Genomic DNA, 19,674 nt, shown 5'->3' on the forward strand with positions numbered 1-19,674 from the left:
GGCCCCTGAGCCCCAAGCCGCTGCCCCGGCCCGCCGTGTCCCGCATCATGGATGCCATGCCCGAAGGAGACACCGTCTGGCTGACCGCCCAGCGCCTGCACACCGCACTCGCCGGGCAGGTCCTGACCCGTTCCGACCTGCGCGTCCCGCGTTTCGCCACCGCCGATCTCACCGGCCGGACCGTCCTGGACGTCACCCCGCGCGGCAAGCACCTCCTGACCCGCATCGAGGGCGGCCTCACCCTGCACTCGCACCTCCGTATGGACGGCTCCTGGCAGGTGTACGGCTCCGGTGAGCGCTGGCGCGGCGGCCCCACGCACCAGATCCGTGCCATCCTCGGCAACGCCGCACATACCGCCGTCGGCTACCGGCTCCCCGTCCTGGAGCTGCTGCGCACCGCCGACGAGGAGCAGGCGGTGGGACATCTCGGCCCGGACCTGCTGGGCCCGGACTGGGACGCGGACATCGCCGTCGCCAATCTGCTCGCCGACCCGGCCCGGCCCCTCGGCGAGGCGCTGCTCGACCAGCGCAATCTCGCCGGCATCGGCAATGTCTACAAGTCGGAGCTCGCGTTCCTTGCCCGCGTGACGCCCTGGCTGCCCGTCGGCGAGCTCCCCGCCGGTATCACGGAGCGGCTCATGATCACGGCTCACCGCCTCCTGGAAGCGAACAAGCACAGCTTCGACCGCCGTACCACGGCGAACACGGCAGCCCCGACCGGCGGCCGCCGCCCCGGTCCCCGCCTCCATGTCTACGGGCGCGAGGGCATGCCCTGTCTGCGCTGCGGCACCCTCATCCGCAAGGCAGACCAGGGGGACGGCAGCCGCGAACGCCCCACCTACTGGTGCCCTCGCTGCCAAACAGGACCCACCAGTTGACGATCCGTCAGATCCGGTCGTACCTTCCCCGCATGGCCCTCAAGGCGTACGACCTCACCGGCCGCACCGCGTTCGTCACCGGCGCGGCCAGCGGCATCGGCCGCGCCTCCGCCGTCCTCCTCGCCGAGGCGGGAGCCACCGTCCACTGCGCCGACCTCGACGAAAAGGGCCTCCACGAGACCCGGACCCTGATCGCCGACGCGGGTGGGGCCGCGCACACCCACACTCTCGACGTCACCGACCGCGCCCGGCTCAGGGCCGCGATCGCGAGCGCGGACCGGCTCGATGTCATGGCGGCCGTCGCCGGCATCATGCACAGCAGCACGGTCCTGGAGACGAGGGACGAGGATCTCGACCGTGTCCTCGCGGTCAACTTCAAAGGGATTCTGTACGCATGCCAGGAGTCGGCCCGCGCCATGATCGCCGCGGGCACCCACGGCTCCATCGTCACCATGGCCTCGGGCGCCGTCGACGCCGCAAATGCCGGTCTGCTCTGCTACAGCGTGGCCAAAGCGGCGGTGGTGCAGCTCACCAAGACCCTCGCGACCGAGCTCGGGCCGCACTCCATCCGCGTCAACGCCGTCGCCCCCGGCTGGATCCGCACTCCCATGACCGACCGCCACGATGAGGCGCTCCAGCTCAAGGCCGAGGCGACCATGGTCCGGATGTCCCCGCTGCGCCGAGTCGGCGAGCCGCAGGACATCGCCCATACGGTGCTTCATCTGGCGTCCGACGCATCGTCCTTCACGACGGGCCAGATTCTCCGTCCGAACGGCGGCGTGGCGATGCCCTGGTGATCTCGCGGGAAGCCGTCACATGCACCGGCAGCAGACTCAGCCCCCACCCGCCCGCCGCCATCGCACCCTCGACGAGCCCCGCCTGCTGCGGTATGAGCACCAGCCGCAGCACGGCCCACCACCACAGCCCGCCGACCACGAGCCCGAGAGCGACCACCGGCACGAGGACCACCCCGCGTACTGCCATGGCTGCCTCCTCCGGCCCACGCTAGACCGGCGCGATCACCCGGCGGGAGGGCGCACGGGTGGGCAATCCGGCGCGCGGAGCGCTGGTCCCCTCACTTCCCATCACTCCAGAGTGCGACGACAAGCCGAAGTCCGCAGTGCCTGGAGGGCGTTTGCCGCCGCGACCCCGGCGCGGCCGTCGAGGCCGAGCCCGACCGCCCGGCCACGGCGCATACGCCTACGCGCTCTCCGCCTGGAACATCCACGCGTGCTTCTCCAGGTCCGCCGTGAGCCCGATCAGAATGTCCTGGGTCACCGGATCCGGATCCGCCGTCGCCACGATCCGCTCCCGCATCCGCCCGATCACCGCGCCCAGCGCATCCACCAGGACCTGTACGGCGTCCGTGTCCTTGACCCATCCCTCAGGCACCGCGCCGATCGCGCTCTGCGCCGCCACCGTCGCGGCCCGCCCGTCCGGCGGCACCCCGATCGCCGACGCCCGCTCGGCCACCGTGTCGGAGTGCAGCCGCGCCGTAGCCACGACCTCGTCGAGCTGCAGATGGATAGACCTGAAGCGTGGGCCGACCACATTCCAGTGGACCTGCTTCGCCACCAGCGAGAGATCCAGCAGGTCCACGAGCGCTCCACGCAGCGCGTTGCCGACCGTCTTGAGGTCCACCTCGGACAGGGGGCTCTTCACGACAGACATCCATGTCCTCCACTCGGTACACAGCTACTGGCTCCGCAGACACCATCCACGATTACACAAACACCCAAAAACGGGCATCCGGGGAAAGCGAAAGCCCCGACCAGCACTCGAGTACCAGTCGGGGCCCAGCTGTAAACCAAGCCGTACGGTTTCAGGCGGCGACGACGTCGACCGCCTCCGCAGGCGCCTTGATGGTCACCCGCTCCGTCGGCACACCCGCCACCGACGTCACGGAGACGGAATTGAGCATCGGGCGTACTGGCGCAGGCACCGGTTCGCTCGCCGCTGCCGACTCGGCCAGTTCGGCCAGTGACAGCTCGTCGCTCACTTCGCGCATGAGCTCGGACATCCGTACGTCAAGCGCGTCGCAGATCGCGGAGAGCAGCTCGGAGGAAGCCTCCTTCTGCCCCCGTTCCACCTCGGAGAGATAGCCGAGCGATACTCGGGCGGACGAGGAGACTTCGCGCAGAGTACGGCCCTGGCGCTGGCGCTGCCGACGCAGCACGTCACCCAGCAGGCGACGGAGCAGAATCATCGGTGGCTCCCTCCTCGGACCGCGTAGCCGCATCCTTCACGCCCCACCGTACCGCCTCGTGCCGCGGCCGTGCGGGGAGCGATGTCGTGTTCACTCAGGGCTGCAAACATCAAGTCCCCCCGTTCTGTTCCGTATCCTGTGTCCGCGCATTTTCGTGCAGTTCGCCGGAGAGCAGCTCGAGCACGCTCCGTACACACTCTCTACGGATTTCCGCCCGGTCACCGTTCAACCGCAGTGCGGCGACTTTCGCCATGCCATTTGGCCCCGCAACGGCCACATAGACCGTCCCGACGGGCTGTCCGTCCTGTGGTTCCGGCCCCGCCACACCCGTGGTCGCGATCCCCCAGCCGGCACCCAGCACCTCCCGTACCCCTGCCGCCATCTGCCGTGCGACCTCGGGATCCACCGCGCCGCGCTCCGCCAGGAGGGCCCCGTCGACCCGCAGAACTTCCCTCTTGAGAGTGGTTGCGTACGCCGTGACAGAGCCACGGAAGGACTTCGAGGCACCCGGTACGGAGGTGAGCTCGGCGGCCACCAGGCCGCCGGTCAGCGACTCGGCGACGGCCAGCGTCTCGCCACGCTCCTCGAGCAGAGCCAACACCCGAGCCGCCGTCTTCACCGTGCGTCCCGCGCTTCCTCCGCCGCCGCGTCCCCTGCGGCCGCGCCCTCCGCGGCGAGCCCCCGGCGCCTCAGGACAATCGCCTGTCGCACATAGTCGAGGCCCGTGACCACCGTCAGCAGGACGGCGACCGCCATCACCCAGAAGCGCAGGGTGGCCAGCGGCCCGGTCAGCGCGAGGACGTACATCCCCACCGCCGTGCCCTGCGCGAGCGTCTTCATCTTGCCGCCGCGGCTGGCCGGAATGATCCCGTGCCGGATCACCCAGAACCGCATCAGCGTGATCCCGAGCTCACGGAAGAGAATGACGCCGGTCACCCACCACGGCAGATCCCCGAGCGCCGACAGGCAGATCAGCCCGGCGGCCATGATCGCCTTGTCGGCGATCGGATCGGCGATCTTCCCGAAGTCGGTGACCAGGTTGTACGTTCGTGCCAGATGGCCGTCGAAGATGTCGGTGATCATGGCGACGGCGAACGCCGCCCACGCCCAGGCACGCCAGGCCGGGTCGTAGCCGCCGTCCTGCAGCATCAGCATGACGAAGCCGGGCACGAGCACCAGCCGCACCATGGTGAGGATGTTGGCGATGTTCCACAGGCTGGCCTGATTGACGGCCGCAGCGCCCAGCTTGCCGCCGGGCGCCGGCCTACCGGTGCCGCCCGCGGATGCCGGCACTCCGGTCATCTGCCCGCCTCCTCATCAAGACACTCGGCCACCAGGTCGACGCCTTCCGTACCCATGACCTTCGCCTCGACCATACGGCCGGGGACAAGCCCACGACTCGTGGTGAAGATCACCTGACCGTCCGTCTCCGGCGCCTGGTGCGCAGCGCGGCCCACCGCACCGTCCTCGCCGTCCACCGACTCGACCAGCACTTCGAGGCTCTCGCCGAGCCGCTCCTCGGCGCGCTGGGCGGTCAGCTCCTCCGCGAGCCGGGAGAGGTGCTCGAGCCGCTCCGCGATGACGTCGGCGTCGAGCTTGTTCTCGTACGAGACGGCTTCGGTGCCGTCCTCGTCGGAGTAGCCGAAGACGCCGATGGCATCGAGCCGCGCCGCGGTGAGGAAGCGTTCCAGCTCGGCGAAATCCGCCTCGGTCTCGCCGGGGAAGCCGACGATGAAGTTGGACCGCACACCCGCCTGCGGAGCCTTGCCGCGGACGGTCTCCAGCAGCTCCAGGAACCGCTCGGTGTCACCGAAGCGCCGCATCGCGCGCAGCACGCCCGGCGCCGAGTGCTGGAAGGAGAGATCGAAGTACGGCGCGATCTTCGGCGTCGAGGTGAGGACATCGATCAGTCCGGGCCGCATCTCGGCGGGCTGCAGATAACTGACCCGCACCCGCTCGATCCCGTCCACCTCGGAAAGCTCCGGAAGCAGGGTCTCCAGCAGACGGATGTCGCCGAGGTCCTTGCCGTACGAAGTGTTGTTCTCCGAGACCAGCATGATCTCCTTCACGCCCTGCTCGGCCAGCCAGCGCGTCTCGCCGAGCACATCGCTGGGCCGGCGCGAGATGAAGGAGCCGCGGAAGGACGGGATGGCGCAGAAGGAGCAGCGCCGGTCGCAGCCGGACGCAAGCTTCACCGAGGCGACGGGGCTGGTGCCCAGGCGGCGCCGGAGCGGCGCACGCGGCCCGGACACCGGAGCGACACCATCGGGAAGGTCCTCCGGGGCCGGCGCGACCTCACCGTGCCCGGGCAGCGCCACATCGGTGGCGTCCTGCCGCTCGGCCGGGCTCAGCGGAAGCAGCTTCCGCCGGTCGCGCGGGGTGTGGGAGGCGTGGATCCCGCCATTGAGGATGGTCTGCAGTCGGTCGGAGATATCGGCGTAGTCGTCGAAGCCGAGCACTCCGTCCGCCTCTGGCAGCGCCTCGGCGAGCTCCTTGCCGTACCGCTCGGCCATGCAGCCGACGGCGACCACGGCCTGGGTCTTGCCGTGGTCCTTCAGATCGTTGGCTTCCAGCAGGGCGTCGACGGAGTCCTTTTTGGCGGCCTCGACGAATCCGCAGGTGTTGACGACTGCGACATCCGCGTCGGAGGCTTCCTCGACGAGCTCCCAGCCGTCCGCTGCCAAGCGGCCTGCGAGCTCCTCCGAGTCCACCTCGTTACGGGCGCAGCCGAGAGTGACAAGGGCGACGGTACGGCGTTCGGGCATGGGCTCAAGACTACTTTGTCCTGACCCACGCCCTGGCCCCGAGGGCTGTCGGCCCTCCGCACGCCTCCGGGGCGCCCTTCAGCAGCGGCCTGCTAGCCGACCTCGGGGTCGCCCTTCGTGTACGACAGCCGCTCGACCTGACCGGTCTCGAACTGGTCCTCGACCTTCTTGCCGTTCACGAACAGCTCGATCGCCCCGGCGTTCCCGAGGATGAGATCGACCCGCTCGTCGTCCTGGAAGGTCTTGGACTCGCCCTTGAGCAGCGTCCCGTCGAAGAGCAGCTTGCCGTTGTGCGACTTGGCGGAGATCCAGCTCTTGTCGTCCAGGACGGAGAGCTTCACCGTCACCTTGTCCTTCGGCACTGCCGCGATGGCGCTGTCCGAGGGGTCGGGCTTGGGGTCGGCGGGCTTGCTCGTGGACGGCCGGGGCGGGCTGGGCTTCTGCTCGGGCGCCGGGCCCTCCGCGACGTGGTTGCCCTTGCTGCCGTTGTCTGCGCCGTTGAAGAGCGTGAAGGCGACAAAGCCGATCACGGCGACGATCGCGGCGACCATGGCCGCGGTCCAGTTGGGGCGGCGCCGTTCCGGGCGGATGCGCTCGGCCTCGAAGAGCGGCGCGGCAGGCGTCGGCGCAGGCCGTCCACCGTGCTCCGCGTCGTACTGCGCGACGAGCGGATCGGGGTCGAGCCCGACGGCACGCGCCAGCGAGCGGATATGCCCGCGGGCGTAGACATCGCCGCCGCAGCGGGAGAAGTCGTCCTCTTCGATCCCGTGCACGATGGGAATACGCACCCGGGTGGAGGTCGTGACCTCGTCAACGGTCAGACCTGCGTCGATGCGGGCCTGCTGGAGCGCTCGACCGATCGAAGGCCGTTCGTCGTCGGTCGAAGGCCGGTCGTCTTCGATTGAAGGCCGGTCGTCTTCGGGGGAGTTGCCGATGGACACGGGGGCGCCTTTCGAGCGTGTAACCACCTGCTGGAGGTTCAGTCTATGGGTGGTACGAAAGGGTGGGGCAACCGGGCGGAGGGACTTTGTACGCCATCAGAATGGCCGGACATCCGTGATGGTGGGACATCTGTCTGTCCCTCCCTCCAACTTGACGTACGAGTGGGGGAAACGGTTGCTCTCCGGACCCTTAAGAATCTAAGAGTCAGACTCCCCGCGTATCACGGCGAGCACTCCATCCAGTTCGTCCGGTTTCACCAGAACATCGCGTGCCTTCGAGCCCTCGCTCGGCCCGACGATGTTCCGTGACTCCATTAGATCCATCAGTCTGCCCGCCTTCGCGAAGCCGACACGCAGCTTCCGCTGAAGCATTGAGGTCGACCCGAACTGGGTGGATACGACCAGCTCGGCGGCCTGGCAGAGCAGATCGAGGTCGTCGCCGATGTCCTCGTCGATCTCCTTCTTCTGCTTCGTCCCGACCACCACGTCCTCGCGGAAGACCGGCGCCATCTGATCCTTGCAGTGCTGCACCACCGCCGCGACTTCGTCCTCGGTCACGAAGGCGCCCTGCATTCGGGTGGGCTTGTTGGCACCCATCGGGAGGAAGAGCCCGTCGCCCTTGCCGATCAGCTTCTCCGCGCCCGGCTGGTCCAGGATGACCCGGCTGTCGGCGAGCGAGGAGGTCGCGAAGGCGAGTCGCGAAGGCACATTCGCCTTGATCAGACCGGTGACGACATCGACCGACGGCCGCTGGGTCGCCAGTACCAGATGGATGCCGGCCGCGCGCGCCAGCTGGGTGATACGGACGATGGCGTCCTCGACATCGCGCGGCGCGACCATCATCAGATCCGCGAGCTCGTCGACGATCACCAACAGATACGGATACGGGGTGAGCTCACGCTCACTGCCCTCCGGCGATTTGACCTTGCCGTTCCTGATGGCCTGGTTGAAGTCGTCGATGTGCCGGTAGCCGTACGCCGCGAGGTCGTCGTAGCGCAGATCCATCTCTCGCACCACCCACTGCAGGGCCTCCGCGGCCCGCTTGGGGTTGGTGATGATCGGCGTGATCAGGTGCGGAATGCCCTCGTACGCGGTGAGCTCGACCCGCTTGGGGTCGACGAGCACCATCCGTACGTCCTCCGGCGTCGCCCGCACCATCACCGAGGTGATCAGGCAGTTGATGCAGGACGACTTTCCGGAGCCGGTCGCGCCCGCGACCAGCACGTGCGGCATCTTCGCGAGGTTGGCCATCACATAGCCGCCCTCGACGTCCTTGCCGAGCGCGACCAGCATCGGGTGCTCGTCCCCCGCGGCGTCCGCGAGACGCAGTACGTCGCCGAGGTTGACCATTTCGCGGTCGGAGTTCGGGATCTCGATACCGACCGCGGACTTGCCGGGGATCGGGGAGATGATCCGTACGTCCGGGCTGGCGACGGCGTACGCGATGTTCTTGGTGAGCGCGGTGATCCGCTCGACCTTCACGGCCGGGCCCAGCTCCACCTCGTACCGGGTGACCGTCGGGCCGCGGGTGAAGCCGGTGACGGCCGCGTCGACCTTGAACTCCATGAAGACATTGCTGAGCGAGGCGACGACCGCGTCATTGGCGGCGCTGCGCGTCTTGCCGGGGCCACCCCGCTCCAGCAGGTCGAGGGAGGGCAGCGCGTAGGTGATGTCGCCGGCGAGCTGCAGCTGCTCGGCGCGCGGCGGCAGGGGGTGGGACTCGTCGGGCGCGGGCTTGGTCAGGTCCGGAACGGACGACTTCGGCCCGCGTTCCCGCTGCTCGCGCTCCTTCGGCTCCGGCGCTTGGGGCTCGCGCGCGTTCGGTACGGGGGTGGCGGACCGCTGTCGTTCGGCGGTGACGTCCCGGGTGAGATCGGCGACGAGCGGCGAGGGCGGCATGCCGTTCAGTACGGCCCCGTCGAGTGCCGCGGCCGCCGCCGCGGCCACGTCCACGGCGTCCATCGGACGGTTCAGGGCAGGCTGCACAGAGGCCCTGCGCGGCCGCCGGCGCTTGGAAAACGCCTCCTCCTCCGCGTGATCCGCGTCGAACTCCGCCGACTCCTCGCTCCGGCGCGCGGACGAGCGGCGCCTACGGGCGGGCACGGCATCGCGCCACCGGTCCTCGTACCGCTCGTCGTCGTCCGTGGCCTCGGCCCCGGCGTCGTACGGCGGTTCGGCGAGACCCAGCCTGGAGCCGAGCAGCCGCAACCGCTGCGGAATGGCGTTGACGGGCGTCGCAGTGACCACGAGCAGACCGAAGAGCGTGAGCAGCACGAGCAGCGGTACGGCCAGTACCTCGCCCATGGTGAAGATCAGCGGCTTGGAGGCGGCCCAGCCGATCAGCCCGCCCGCGTCCTGCATCGCCTCGGTGCCGTCCTCGCGTCCCGGTGAGCCGCAGGCGATATGGACCTGGCCGAGGACGCCGATGACGAGTGCGGACAGTCCGATGACGATCCGGCCGTTGGCCTCGGGCTTCTCGGGATAGAGGATCAGACGCACGGCGATGGCGGTCAGCAGTATCGGCACGAGCAGATCGAGCCGGCCGAAGGCGCCGGTCACCAGCATCTCGACGAGGTCGCCGACCGGACCGCTCAGATTGGACCAGGTGCCGGCGGCGACGATCAGCGCCAGACCGAGGAGCAGCAGCGCCAGACCGTCCTTGCGGTGCGCCGGGTCGAGTCCTTTCGCGCCGCGCCCTATGCCGCGGAACATCGCCCCCACCGCGTGTGCGAGGCCGAGCCAGAGAGCGCGCGCGAGCCGGTACACGCCGCCCGTGGGGGACGGTGCCGGCTTCGGCGCAGCCGCTTTCTTCGCGGCTGCCTTTTTGGCGGGCGCCTTCTTCGCGGGCGCGCTCTTCTTCGCGGCGGACTTCTTGGCGGGCGCCGCCTTCTTCGCGGCGCCGGTCGTACGGCCGGCGCGCGGCTTCGCGGTGCCCGCCGCGCCCTGGGAACCCTTGCCGGACGTACGTGAGGCCATGGTGGTGAGGTTACCGGTGTCGACGGCAGGGGACACGTGTGCCTACTGCTTCACCCGTTCGTGTCGCCCGGATGGAGGCGGGAAGCTGACGCTCCCTCAAGCGTGGGGCAGCCGTTCAGTTCTGCGAGGGGAGTGTCGGCGCACCGCCGCCGGTACCGGGCTCCAGCGCGTCCAGCGCCCGGCGCAGACCAGTCAGTTTGCGTTCGAGATGGGCCGCGGTTGCGACGGCCGCGGCGTCCGCCGAGTCGTCGTCGAGCTGCTTGGACAGCGCTTCCGCCTGCTCCTCAACTGCCGCAAGCCGTGCGGAAAGCTCAGCGAGGAGGCCTGCCGGCTCCTTGGTGTCGCCGGGACTCGCCTGGCCGCCGCCCTCCAGCTGCAGCCGCAGCAGCGCGGCCTGCTCACGCAGTTGGCAGTTCTTCATATAGAGCTCGACGAAGACCGAGACCTTCGCCCGCAGCACCCACGGGTCGAACGGCTTGGAGATGTAGTCGACCGCGCCCGCGGCATAACCCCGGAAGGTGTGGTGCGGGCCGTGGTTGATCGCGGTGAGAAAGATGATCGGGATGTCCCGGGTCCGCTCGCGCCGCTTGATGTGCGCGGCCGTCTCGAATCCGTCCATGCCCGGCATCTGGACATCCAGCAGAATGACCGCGAAGTCGTCCGTCAGCAGCGCTTTGAGCGCTTCCTCCCCTGACGATGCCCGCACCAGTGTCTGATCGAGCGCAGAGAGGATGGCCTCCAGCGCCAGCAGATTCTCCGGCCGGTCATCGACCAGGAGGATCTTGGCCTTCTGCACCATGGCCCGCCCTCCTCGCCCCGGATGTGCACCGGGCGCCGCCCCAGGGGACGACTCCCTTGCGTCGCCCGTCCTTGTGCCGGTCATGGTAGCCGCACCCCGCCTGTCGCCACACCCTGTCACCGCGATGTCACTGTGCACGTAGCAGAAACGTAGCGGGAGACCAGAAGGTTCCCCGAATACCGCCGTCTCACACGCCTTCGGCCACAGTCAGTCAGCAACTCGCCGGGAATCGTGCGGTCATCGATCACTCCCCGCGCATCCACTGCTCCATCACCGAGAGCAAATGGTCGGGATCCACCGGCTTGGTGACATAGTCGGAAGCGCCCGACTCGATGGCCTTCTCCCGGTCGCCCTTCATCGCCTTCGCGGTGAGCGCGATGATCGGCAGACCGGCGAACTGCGGCATCCTGCGGATCGCCGTCGTCGTCGCATACCCATCCATCTCCGGCATCATGATGTCCATCAGTACGACCGTCACATCGTCATGCTGCTCCAGCACTTCGATGCCCTCGCGGCCGTTCTCCGCGTACAGCACCGACAGCCCGTGCTGCTCCAGCACGCTGGTGAGCGCGAAGACATTGCGGATGTCGTCATCGACGATCAGCACCTTCTCGCCGTCGAAGGTGAAGGTCCGCCGCGGATCCGGAGTCTCCTGGCTGCCGTTCGCCGCCCACTGCTCCTGACCCGCCGCGGGCCCGCCCGGCTGGCCGGGCAGCGCCGACCGCTGGTCCACGGCGCCCAGCGCCTTGCGGCGGCGCCGGAACAGCGCCGCCGGGCCGGCATGGACGTCGGCGGACGCGGCCGGCTGCGCCTGCCGGCCCAAGTCCTCCACACCGTCGTCGGCGCCGCCCTGCGGGGCGACGGCGCCGGGGGCGAGCTGCGGGTAACCCTGGGGCGGCAGTTCGCTCGGGTGAAGAGGCAGATAAAGGGTGAACGTCGAGCCGCGGCCCGGTTCGCTCGCCGCATGGATCTCGCCGCCGAGCAGCCGCGCGATCTCCCGGCTGATCGACAGACCCAGGCCCGTGCCGCCGTACTTACGGCTCGTTGTGCCGTCGGCCTGCTTGAACGCTTCGAAGATCACGCGCATCTTGCCGGCCGCGATCCCGATACCGGTGTCGGTGACCGAGAAAGCGATCAGATCGCCGTCCGCGTCCCGCAGCGAACCGGCCTCCAGCAGCTGTTCGCGGATCGACTGCGGCACATCCGCGCTCGCCGGCCGGATCACCAGCTCCACCGCGCCACTGTCGGTGAACTTCACCGCGTTGGACAGGAGGTTGCGCAGCACCTGCAGCAGCCGCTGCTCGTCGGTGTGCAGCGTCGCGGGCAGCTCCGGCGACACCCGTACGGAGAAGTCGAGACCCTTCTCCGCGGTCAACGGCCGGAACGTCGCCTCCACATAGTCGACAAGCTGCACCAGTGCGATACGGGTCGGGCTGACGTCCATCTTGCCCGCCTCGACCTTCGACAGATCGAGGATGTCGTTGATCAGCTGCAGCAGATCGGAACCCGCGCCATGGATCGTCTCGGCGAACTCCACCTGCTTCGGCGAGAGGTTGCCCTCGGCGTTGTCCGCGAGCAACTTGGCAAGGATCAGAAGGGAGTTGAGCGGCGTACGCAGCTCGTGCGACATGTTCGCCAGGAACTCCGACTTGTAGCGCATCGAGACCGCGAGCTGCTCGGCGCGCTCCTCCAGCACCTGCCTGGCCTCTTCGATCTCGGTGTTCTTCACCTCGATGTCACGGTTCTGCTGCGCCAGCAGCTCGGCCTTCTCCTCCAGCTCGGCATTGGAGGCCTGCAGTGCCTTCTGCCGGTTCTCCAGCTCCGCGGAGCGCTCACGCAGCTGCTCGGTCAGCTCCTGCGACTGCTTGAGCAGTACCTCGGTCTTCGTATTGACGCTGATGGTGTTGACGCTCGTCGCGATCATCTCGGCGATCTGATTCAGGAAGTCCCGCTGGATCTGCGTGAAGGGCTGGAACGACGCCAGCTCGATCACACCGAGGACCTTCCCCTCGAACAGCACCGGCAGCACGATCACATACGCCGGCGAGGCCTCACCGAGCCCCGAGGAGATCCTCAGATAGCCCGGCGGCACATTGACCTGGATGGTCCGCTTCTCCTCGGCGGCAGTGCCGATGAGGGTCTCGCCCGGACGGAACGACGTCGGCATCAGACCCGCGGAGTAGCCGTAGCTGCCGCGCATGCACAGCTCGTACGACATCTCCCCCGCGGCCGACACATCCGCGCCGCTGCCCGTCGCCATCGCCAGGAAGAACGCGCCGTGCTGCGCCGAGACGACCGGCGTGAGCTCGCTCATGATCAGCGAAGCCACGTCGTCCAGGTCGCGCCTGCCCTGCATCAGACCCGAGATACGGGCCAGGTTGCCCTTGAGCCAGTCCTGTTCCTCATTGGCGAGGGTGGTGTCGCGGAGGTTCGCGATCATCGTGTTGATGTTGTCCTGCAGAACCTGGATCTCGCCCGCCGCGTCCACATCGATCTTGAGGTTCAGATCACCGCGGGTCACCGCGGTCGCGACGGCCGCGATCGCACGCACCTGGCGGGTGAGGTTCCCGGCCATCTCGTTCACCGATTCGGTGAGGTCGCGCCAGGTGCCGTCGACGTCCCGCACCCGCGCCTGACCGCCGAGCTGCCCGTCCGTACCCACCTCACGGGCCACCCGGGTGACCTCCTCGGCGAACGAGGACAGCTGGTCGACCATGGTGTTGATGGTGGTCTTCAGCTCGAGGATCTCGCCCCGCGCATCGATGTCGATCTTCCTGGTGAGGTCGCCCTTGGCGATGGCGGTGGTGACCGTGGCGATCTGCCGCACCTGGCCGGTCAGATTGGACGCCATCGAGTTCACGGACTCGGTGAGGTCCCTCCAGGTTCCGGAGACGCCCGGCACATGAGCCTGGCCGCCCAGTTCGCCCTCGGTGCCCACCTCGCGGGCCACCCGGGTCACCTCGTCGGCGAACGACGACAGCGTCGTCACCATGGTGTTGACGGTGTCGGCCAGCTCGGCGACCTCGCCGCTCGCCTCGACCGTCACCTTCTTCGTCAGATCACCGTTGGCGACCGCCGCGGAGACCCGCGAGATGTTCCGCACCTGATTGGTCAGGTTGTTGGCCATCAGGTTGACGTTGTCGCTGAGGTCCTTCCAGATGCCGGTGACACCTCGCACCCGCGCCTGACCGCCCAGCACACCTTCCGTACCCACCTCACGGGCGACCCTGGTCACCTCGTCGGCGAAGTCCAGCAGCTGGTCGACCATCGTATTGACCGTCGTCACCAGCTCGAGGATCTCACCCTTGGCATCGACGGTGATCTTCTTCGACAGGTCGCCCTTGGCCACCGCGGTGGTCACCTCGGCGATATTGCGCACCTGCGAAGTCAGGTTGTTGGCCATGAAGTTGACGGACTGCGTGAGGTCCTTCCAGGTGCCGGAGACACCCTGCACCTCGGCCTGGCCGCCGAGGATGCCCTCGGTGCCCACCTCGCGGGCCACCCGGGTCACCTGCTCCGCGAAGTTCGAGAGCTGGTCCACCATGGTGTTGAGGGTGTTCTTCAGCTCCAGGATCTCGCCGCGCGCATCCACGTCGATCTTCTGCGACAGATCACCGCGGGCCACGGCGGTGGCGACCTGCGCGATATTACGGACCTGGCCGGTGAGGTTCTCGGCCATACCGTTCACGGAGTCGGTCAGATCGCGCCACACACCGGCGACGCCAGGCACCTGCGCCTGGCCGCCGAGTCGGCCGTCCGTGCCCACTTCACGGGCCACCCGGGTCACCTGCTCGGCGAACGCGGAGAGCTGGTCGACCATCGTGTTGATGGTGTTCTTCAGCTCCAGGATCTCGCCGCGCGCATCCACGTCGATCTTCTGCGACAGATCACCGCGGGCCACGGCGGTCGTCACCTGGGCGATCTGCCGCACCTGCGAAGTCAGGTTCCCCGCCATGAAGTTGACGGAGTCGGTGAGTTCCTTCCACGTACCACTGACGCCGTCGACGCGCGCCTGGCCGCCGAGGCGGCCCTCCGTACCCACGTCCCGCGCCATCCGCGTGACCTGATCGGCGAACGAGGACAGCTGCGCCACCATCGTGTTGACGGTGTTCTTCAGCTCGAGCATCTCGCCCGCGACATCGACCGTGACCTTCTGCGACAGATCACCATTGGCGACCGCCGTCGTCACCTGCGCAATGTCCCGCACCTGGCCGGTGAGGTTGCGGAACGCGGTGTTCACCGAGTCGGTCAGGTCCTTCCACGTCCCCGCCGCACCCGGCACCTCGGCCTGCCCGCCCAGCCGGCCCTCGACGCCGACCTCCCGGGCCACCCGCGTCACCTGGGAGCCGAAGGACTGCAGCTGGTCCACCATCGTGTTGACGGTGTTCTTCAGCTCGAGCATCTCGCCCGCGACATCGACCGTGACCTTCTGCGACAGATCACCGTTCGCCACCGCCGTCGTCACCTGCGCGATGTCCCGCACCTGAGTGGTCAGATTGCGGAAGACGGTGTTCACCGAGTCGGTCAGGTCCTTCCAGGTCCCGGCGGCGCCCGGCACCTGCGCCTGCCCGCCGAGCAGACCCTCGGCCCCGACCTCGCTCGCCACCCGGGTGACCTCGTCCGCGAACGTACGCAGCGTCTCGGTCATCTGGTTGATCGTCTCGGCGAGTTGAGCCACCTCACCGCGCGCGCTGACCGTGACCTTCTGCGACAGGTCGCCGTTGGCGACCGCCGTGGTCACCTCGGCGATACCGCGCACCTGGGAGGTGAGGTTTCCGGCCATGGTGTTCACCGAATCGGTGAGGTCTTTCCACACGCCTGCCACACCGGGCACCGCCGCCTGGCCACCGAGCTCGCCCTCCGTGCCGACCTCCCGGGCGACCCGGGTCACCTCGGAGGAGAAAGAGGACAGCTGGTCGACCATCGTGTTGACGGTGTTCTTCAGCTGAAGCATCTCGCCGGCCACATGGACGGTGACCTTGCGCGACAGATCGCCCTTGGCTACCGCCGTGGTGACGAGAGCAATGTCACGCACCTGTGCGGTCAACCGGTACGCCATGGTGTTGACCGAATCCGTGAGATCCTTCCACGAACCGGACATTCCGCGCACCTGGGCCTGGCCGCCGAGTTTGCCCTCGGTACCGACCTCCAGCGCCACCCGCGTCACCTCGTCGGTGAACGCCGACAACTGGTCGACCAGGTTGTTGACGGTCCGCGCGACCTTCAGGAACTCACCGCGCAGCGGCCGTAGGGACCCGTCGGACCCGTCCGCCCTGTCCACGGCGTGCGAGCGCAGCTCCATACGCTGCTCCAGGTCGCCCTCAGCGACCGCCGAGAGCACCCGTCCCACCTCGGACACCGGCCGCGCCAGATCGTCCACCAGGGCGTTGGAGGCGTCGATCGCGGCCGCCCAGGAGCCCTCACAGGCTCCCGTCTCCAGCCGCTCGGTCAGCTTCCCCTCGCGCCCGACCATCCTGCGTACACGCGCGAGCTCACCCGTGAGGTGGAGATTACGGTCGGCGACCTCGTTGAATACGGCCGCGATTTCGGACATAACGCCGTCGCCGGACACGGTCAGGCGCCTACGGAAGTTCCCGTCCCGCATCGACACCAAAGCCGCCAGCAGCCTGTTCAGGGCTGCCGCGTCCACCTCGGTTGTCCCATTGTTCCGGGCCCGTCCGCCTTTCGCGCGCGTGTTTTTGCCACGCGCCGCCACGCCAGACTCCACCGTGTCCCTCCCGCAGGGGTTGACCGTACTGCCCGGGCTGTCTCAGGAAGCCTGCCCAGTGTTTCACCATGGCCGAACCAGGCCATAACAGTTCGGCAGCTTCGCATAGCGTCCCCGCCCTCGGTGGGCGGAAACAGCGGTAACCGGCATCCGCTCGGACAGCGAAGGTAAGTAACCTGGCATCCGGCTGTCCACCCGCTCCGGTCCGCCCGGCGGGGGCGGGGTGGCGTAAGGACTACCACCGGGCACCGGGAGGGGCAGGCCGATCATGGCAGAGCCGGGCGTCGAGACGCGTACGAGGAGTTCTGTGATCACCGCGCGGGCGGCTGCCAGCTTCGACCCTGTGGGACGGTCCGTTGCGACCGCCCGCGCCTTTGTGCGCGACACCCTCCAGGGGTGGGGGTATGCCGACGTCGTCGATGATGCGGTCGTCCTCACCAGCGAGCTCGTCACCAATGCCGTCGTGCACGCAGGCACCTCGGCCGACGTTCTCTGTCTACGTACGGAGGACGGCGTACGGGTCGAAGTCGCCGACCGCTATCCCGAACGCGAAATCCCGATCCAGGGCACCGGTCTGTCACTTGGCAGCCCCGACCGCGAGAACGGCCGGGGACTCCTCCTGTGCGCCGCCCTCGCCTCCCGCTGGGGCGTCGAGTACACCCCCACCTACAAACAGGTGTGGTTCCAACTCGACCTCCCCCAGCGCCCGGTGGGCACCCGCTCCGCCGGCCCGGTCATGCCCACCGCCCTGCTCCCGGTGGCAGACGAACGCGTACGCGTCGCCGTCACCCAGATCGACCGCAGCGGTTCGATCTCCGTCTGGAACGAGGACGCCCAGCACCTCTTCGGGTACGCCGCCGAGCAGGTCATCGGCAAGCCGCTGACCGACTTCGCCGCCTGGCCGCACACCCCCGGCATCGGCACCGGCATCGTCGAGGCGCTCCAACTCTCCCGCTGGGAAGGCAGTTACGGCATCCGCGGCACCGACGGCCGCGTCGTCCCCGTCTACGCCTCCCACCTTCGGGTACGGGACACCAACGGCGAGCCCTCCACGGTCTGCCTTCTCGTACGCGACGACGAACGCGCCGTCATCCAGACCCCGCAGCGCGCCCCCGTCACCGAAACGGGCAGCGAGAGCCACGCCACCGACCCCTTCGAGGTCTTCATCGGCTCTCCCGCCCCCGATGATCTCGACGGCCTCCTCCAGCGCACCGTCGAGCGCGCCCGCGACATGCTCGACGGCGACGCCGCCTTTCTGCTGCTGGCCACCGACGACGAGACCGAGCTGGAAGTACGCGCCACCACCGGCCTCCCCTCGGCTCGCCAGCGCTTCGCCCGTGTCCCGGTCGAAGCCGGCACCGGCCGCTACGGCTCAGCCAGAATGCCCGCCGTCCACGAGGACCTCACCGCCGTCCCCGGCGCCGTCCCGCTGCTCAACTCCACCGGGATGCGCTCGGTCGTCACCGTCCCGCTGAAGGTCGAGGGCCGCCTCACCGGCTCCCTCGGCGTCGCCGCCGAATCCGCGGGCCGCTACTCCAACGAGGAGGCCCTGCGCCTCCAGTTCGCGGCCGACCGCATCGCCCTGGCCGTCGAATCGGCCCGCCTGGGCGAGCTGGAACGCCTGCGCCGCGGCTCGCTCTCCTTCCTTGTCGAGGCTTCGGACCTGCTCGCCGGAACACTCGACCGCGACCAAACCCTGGCGCTGATGGCCCAGATGACGGTCCCCACCCTCGCCACCTGGTGCGCCGTCTACACGATCGCCGACCAGGCTTCGGAGCCGTATCTCAGCTACGTACTCCACGAGGACGAGGACCGCATCGACGGCCTCAAGGCCCTCCTCTCCAAGATCGACCCGCCCGACCCGGTCCCCACTCCAGGAGCCCGCGTCTGGACCGCTCCGGCCGACGCCGCCCAACAGGCGGCCCTGCGCGCCTCCAAGCGCGAACTCGGCCTGGGCTCCACCCCACCGGTCTCCTCCGGCATCGGCACCACACTCGCCACGGCCGCCGCCGTCGGCGGCGAGACGGTCGTCCTGCCGCTCGTCGCCCGCAACCGCGTCATCGGCATGCTGACCCTCGGCAAGCCCTCCGACGACCACTTCCGCCAGGAGATCCTGGAACTCGCCGAGGACCTCTCCCGTCGAGCGGCCCTCGCCCTCGACAACGCCCGGCTGTACTCCGAGCGCATGGCCATCAGCCAGTCCCTGCAGCGCAGCCTGCTACCGCCGGGGCTGCCCCAGATCCCCGGCGTCGAGGTCGAGGTCATCTACCGCGCGGCCGGCGAAGGCAACGAGGTCGGCGGCGACTTCTACGACCTCTTCCCCATCCGTGACGGCGCGTACGGCTTCGCCATCGGCGACGTCTGCGGTACGGGACCGGAAGCCGCGGCTGTGACGGGCCTCGCCCGCCATGCACTGCGCCTGCTCGCCCGCGAGGGCTTCGGCGGACCCGCGGTCCTCGAACGACTGAACGCGGCGATCCTCGACGAAGGCGCCCGCAGCCGCTTCCTCACGCTCCTGTACGGGGAGTTGTGGCCCCAGGAGGACGGCAGCGCGGTCCTCAAGGTCGTCTGCGCCGGCCACCCGCTGCCGCTGCGTCTGCGTCAGGACGGCAGCGTGGAACCGGCAGCGGAGCCGCAGCCCCTCCTCGGCGTCATGGACGACCTGGAGCTGTACGAGCAGATGGTGACCCTCGACCCCGGCGACGTCCTGCTCTGTGTCACAGACGGCGTCACCGAACGCCGCGAGGGCACCCGCATGCTGGGCGACGACGGCCTGATCGACGTCCTCACGACCTGCACCGGCCTGACGGCGGGAGCGGTCGCCACCCGCGTCCTGCGCGCGGTGGAGCGCTTCGCGGCCGAACCTGCCTCCGACGACATGGCCATCCTCGCGATGCGCATCCCGGAGCCCCACACAGCCTGAACACGAAGAAGGCCCCCGCCACTTGGCGGGGGCCTTCTTCTTTGCCGAGCCCCAATACGGAATCGAACCGTAGACCTTCTCCTTACCATGGAGACGCTCTACCGACTGAGCTATTGGGGCCTGCTGCGCTGCGGCAACGAGGTAGATCATACCCCGAACACCCGGCTGCTCAGAACCATCCACTCCACAGCCGGCCGGCCGTTTCCCTGCTGCCACGGTTCCTGCCGCCCATGCACCCTTGCGGACGGTCCGAGCACATCCAGGATCGCCGTCGCCGCCTCACCGATCCTGCTCTCCCAGGAAGTGGTCCTGAACGCAAAAATGCCTCAGTCCCCGGACAAGGTCCGGGAACTGAGGCTAAAAATTGTTCGGCGGCGTCCTACTCTCCCACAGGGTCCCCCCTGCAGTACCATCGGCGCTGAAAGGCTTAGCTTCCGGGTTCGGAATGTAACCGGGCG

At 68.7% G+C, this 19,674-nt stretch carries 13 protein-coding genes, 1 tRNA gene and 1 rRNA gene; 3 read left to right on the forward strand and 12 right to left on the reverse strand.

Annotated features, from left to right (window positions below):
- The first annotated feature begins 56 nt into the window (after window positions 1–56).
- Window positions 57–878 (forward strand): Fpg/Nei family DNA glycosylase, encoded by an 822-nt coding sequence (locus tag ACFYXH_RS41115; RefSeq protein WP_389574623.1) that lies wholly within the window; start codon window positions 57–59, stop codon window positions 876–878.
- Between the two features lie 32 nt (window positions 879–910).
- Window positions 911–1,675, forward strand: coding sequence for an SDR family NAD(P)-dependent oxidoreductase (locus ACFYXH_RS41120; RefSeq protein WP_327326445.1), 765 nt, complete (start codon window positions 911–913; stop codon window positions 1,673–1,675).
- Here the strand turns inward: ACFYXH_RS41120 and ACFYXH_RS41125 are convergent.
- The 10 genes from ACFYXH_RS41125 to ACFYXH_RS41170 form a co-directional block, all read right to left on the reverse strand.
- A complete protein-coding gene (locus tag ACFYXH_RS41125; protein ID WP_389574627.1) occupies window positions 1,623–1,862 on the reverse strand; it encodes a hypothetical protein in 240 nt (79 codons plus the stop codon). The two genes, ACFYXH_RS41120 and ACFYXH_RS41125, sit on opposite strands and share 53 nt — an antisense overlap.
- 216 nt (window positions 1,863–2,078) lie before the next feature.
- Window positions 2,079–2,549 (reverse strand): DNA starvation/stationary phase protection protein, encoded by a 471-nt coding sequence (locus tag ACFYXH_RS41130; protein WP_389574629.1) that lies wholly within the window; start codon window positions 2,547–2,549, stop codon window positions 2,079–2,081.
- 151 nt (window positions 2,550–2,700) lie between these two features.
- Window positions 2,701–3,084 carry a helix-turn-helix domain-containing protein gene (locus tag ACFYXH_RS41135; RefSeq protein ID WP_019889909.1) on the reverse strand — a complete coding sequence of 128 codons (384 nt, stop codon included), beginning with the start codon at window positions 3,082–3,084 and terminating at the stop codon, window positions 2,701–2,703.
- Between the two features lie 109 nt (window positions 3,085–3,193).
- The gene (locus ACFYXH_RS41140; protein ID WP_389574632.1) at window positions 3,194–3,703 is read right to left on the reverse strand and encodes a CinA family protein; all 510 of its coding nucleotides are present in this window, start codon (window positions 3,701–3,703) and stop codon (window positions 3,194–3,196) included.
- The gene (pgsA, locus tag ACFYXH_RS41145) at window positions 3,700–4,386 is read right to left on the reverse strand and encodes a CDP-diacylglycerol--glycerol-3-phosphate 3-phosphatidyltransferase (protein ID WP_389574635.1); all 687 of its coding nucleotides are present in this window, start codon (window positions 4,384–4,386) and stop codon (window positions 3,700–3,702) included. Before pgsA ends, ACFYXH_RS41140 begins: the two co-directional genes overlap by 4 nt.
- On the reverse strand, window positions 4,383–5,849 hold the full coding sequence (gene rimO, locus ACFYXH_RS41150; protein ID WP_389574638.1) for a 30S ribosomal protein S12 methylthiotransferase RimO: 1,467 nt from the start codon (window positions 5,847–5,849) through the stop codon (window positions 4,383–4,385). Before rimO ends, pgsA begins: the two co-directional genes overlap by 4 nt.
- Before the next feature lie 92 nt (window positions 5,850–5,941).
- Window positions 5,942–6,790: a helix-turn-helix domain-containing protein gene (locus ACFYXH_RS41155; RefSeq protein ID WP_389574641.1), complete on the reverse strand. Its 849-nt coding sequence runs from the start codon at window positions 6,788–6,790 to the stop codon at window positions 5,942–5,944.
- A gap of 198 nt (window positions 6,791–6,988) precedes the next feature.
- Complete coding sequence (locus ACFYXH_RS41160) at window positions 6,989–9,766, reverse strand: DNA translocase FtsK (protein WP_389574644.1); 2,778 nt, start codon at window positions 9,764–9,766, stop codon at window positions 6,989–6,991.
- A 115-nt stretch (window positions 9,767–9,881) separates the two neighbouring features.
- The gene (locus ACFYXH_RS41165) at window positions 9,882–10,565 is read right to left on the reverse strand and encodes a response regulator (RefSeq protein WP_327326436.1); all 684 of its coding nucleotides are present in this window, start codon (window positions 10,563–10,565) and stop codon (window positions 9,882–9,884) included.
- A 244-nt stretch (window positions 10,566–10,809) separates the two neighbouring features.
- The gene (locus tag ACFYXH_RS41170; protein ID WP_389574648.1) at window positions 10,810–16,293 is read right to left on the reverse strand and encodes a HAMP domain-containing protein; all 5,484 of its coding nucleotides are present in this window, start codon (window positions 16,291–16,293) and stop codon (window positions 10,810–10,812) included.
- 268 nt (window positions 16,294–16,561) lie between these two features.
- Between ACFYXH_RS41170 and ACFYXH_RS41175 the strand changes: the two genes are divergently transcribed.
- Window positions 16,562–19,216, forward strand: coding sequence for a SpoIIE family protein phosphatase (locus ACFYXH_RS41175; RefSeq protein ID WP_389574651.1), 2,655 nt, complete (start codon window positions 16,562–16,564; stop codon window positions 19,214–19,216).
- Between the two features lie 47 nt (window positions 19,217–19,263).
- Here ACFYXH_RS41175 and ACFYXH_RS41180 read toward each other — a convergent pair.
- Window positions 19,264–19,336 (reverse strand) — tRNA-Thr (locus tag ACFYXH_RS41180).
- A 246-nt stretch (window positions 19,337–19,582) separates the two neighbouring features.
- Window positions 19,583–19,674, reverse strand: a 5S ribosomal RNA gene (rrf, locus tag ACFYXH_RS41185); the annotation flags it as partial.

Origin of the sequence: Streptomyces sp. NPDC002730 (assembly GCF_042888805.1) — a bacterium.
In the GTDB taxonomy this organism is placed as follows: Bacteria; Actinomycetota; Actinomycetes; order Streptomycetales; family Streptomycetaceae; genus Streptomyces.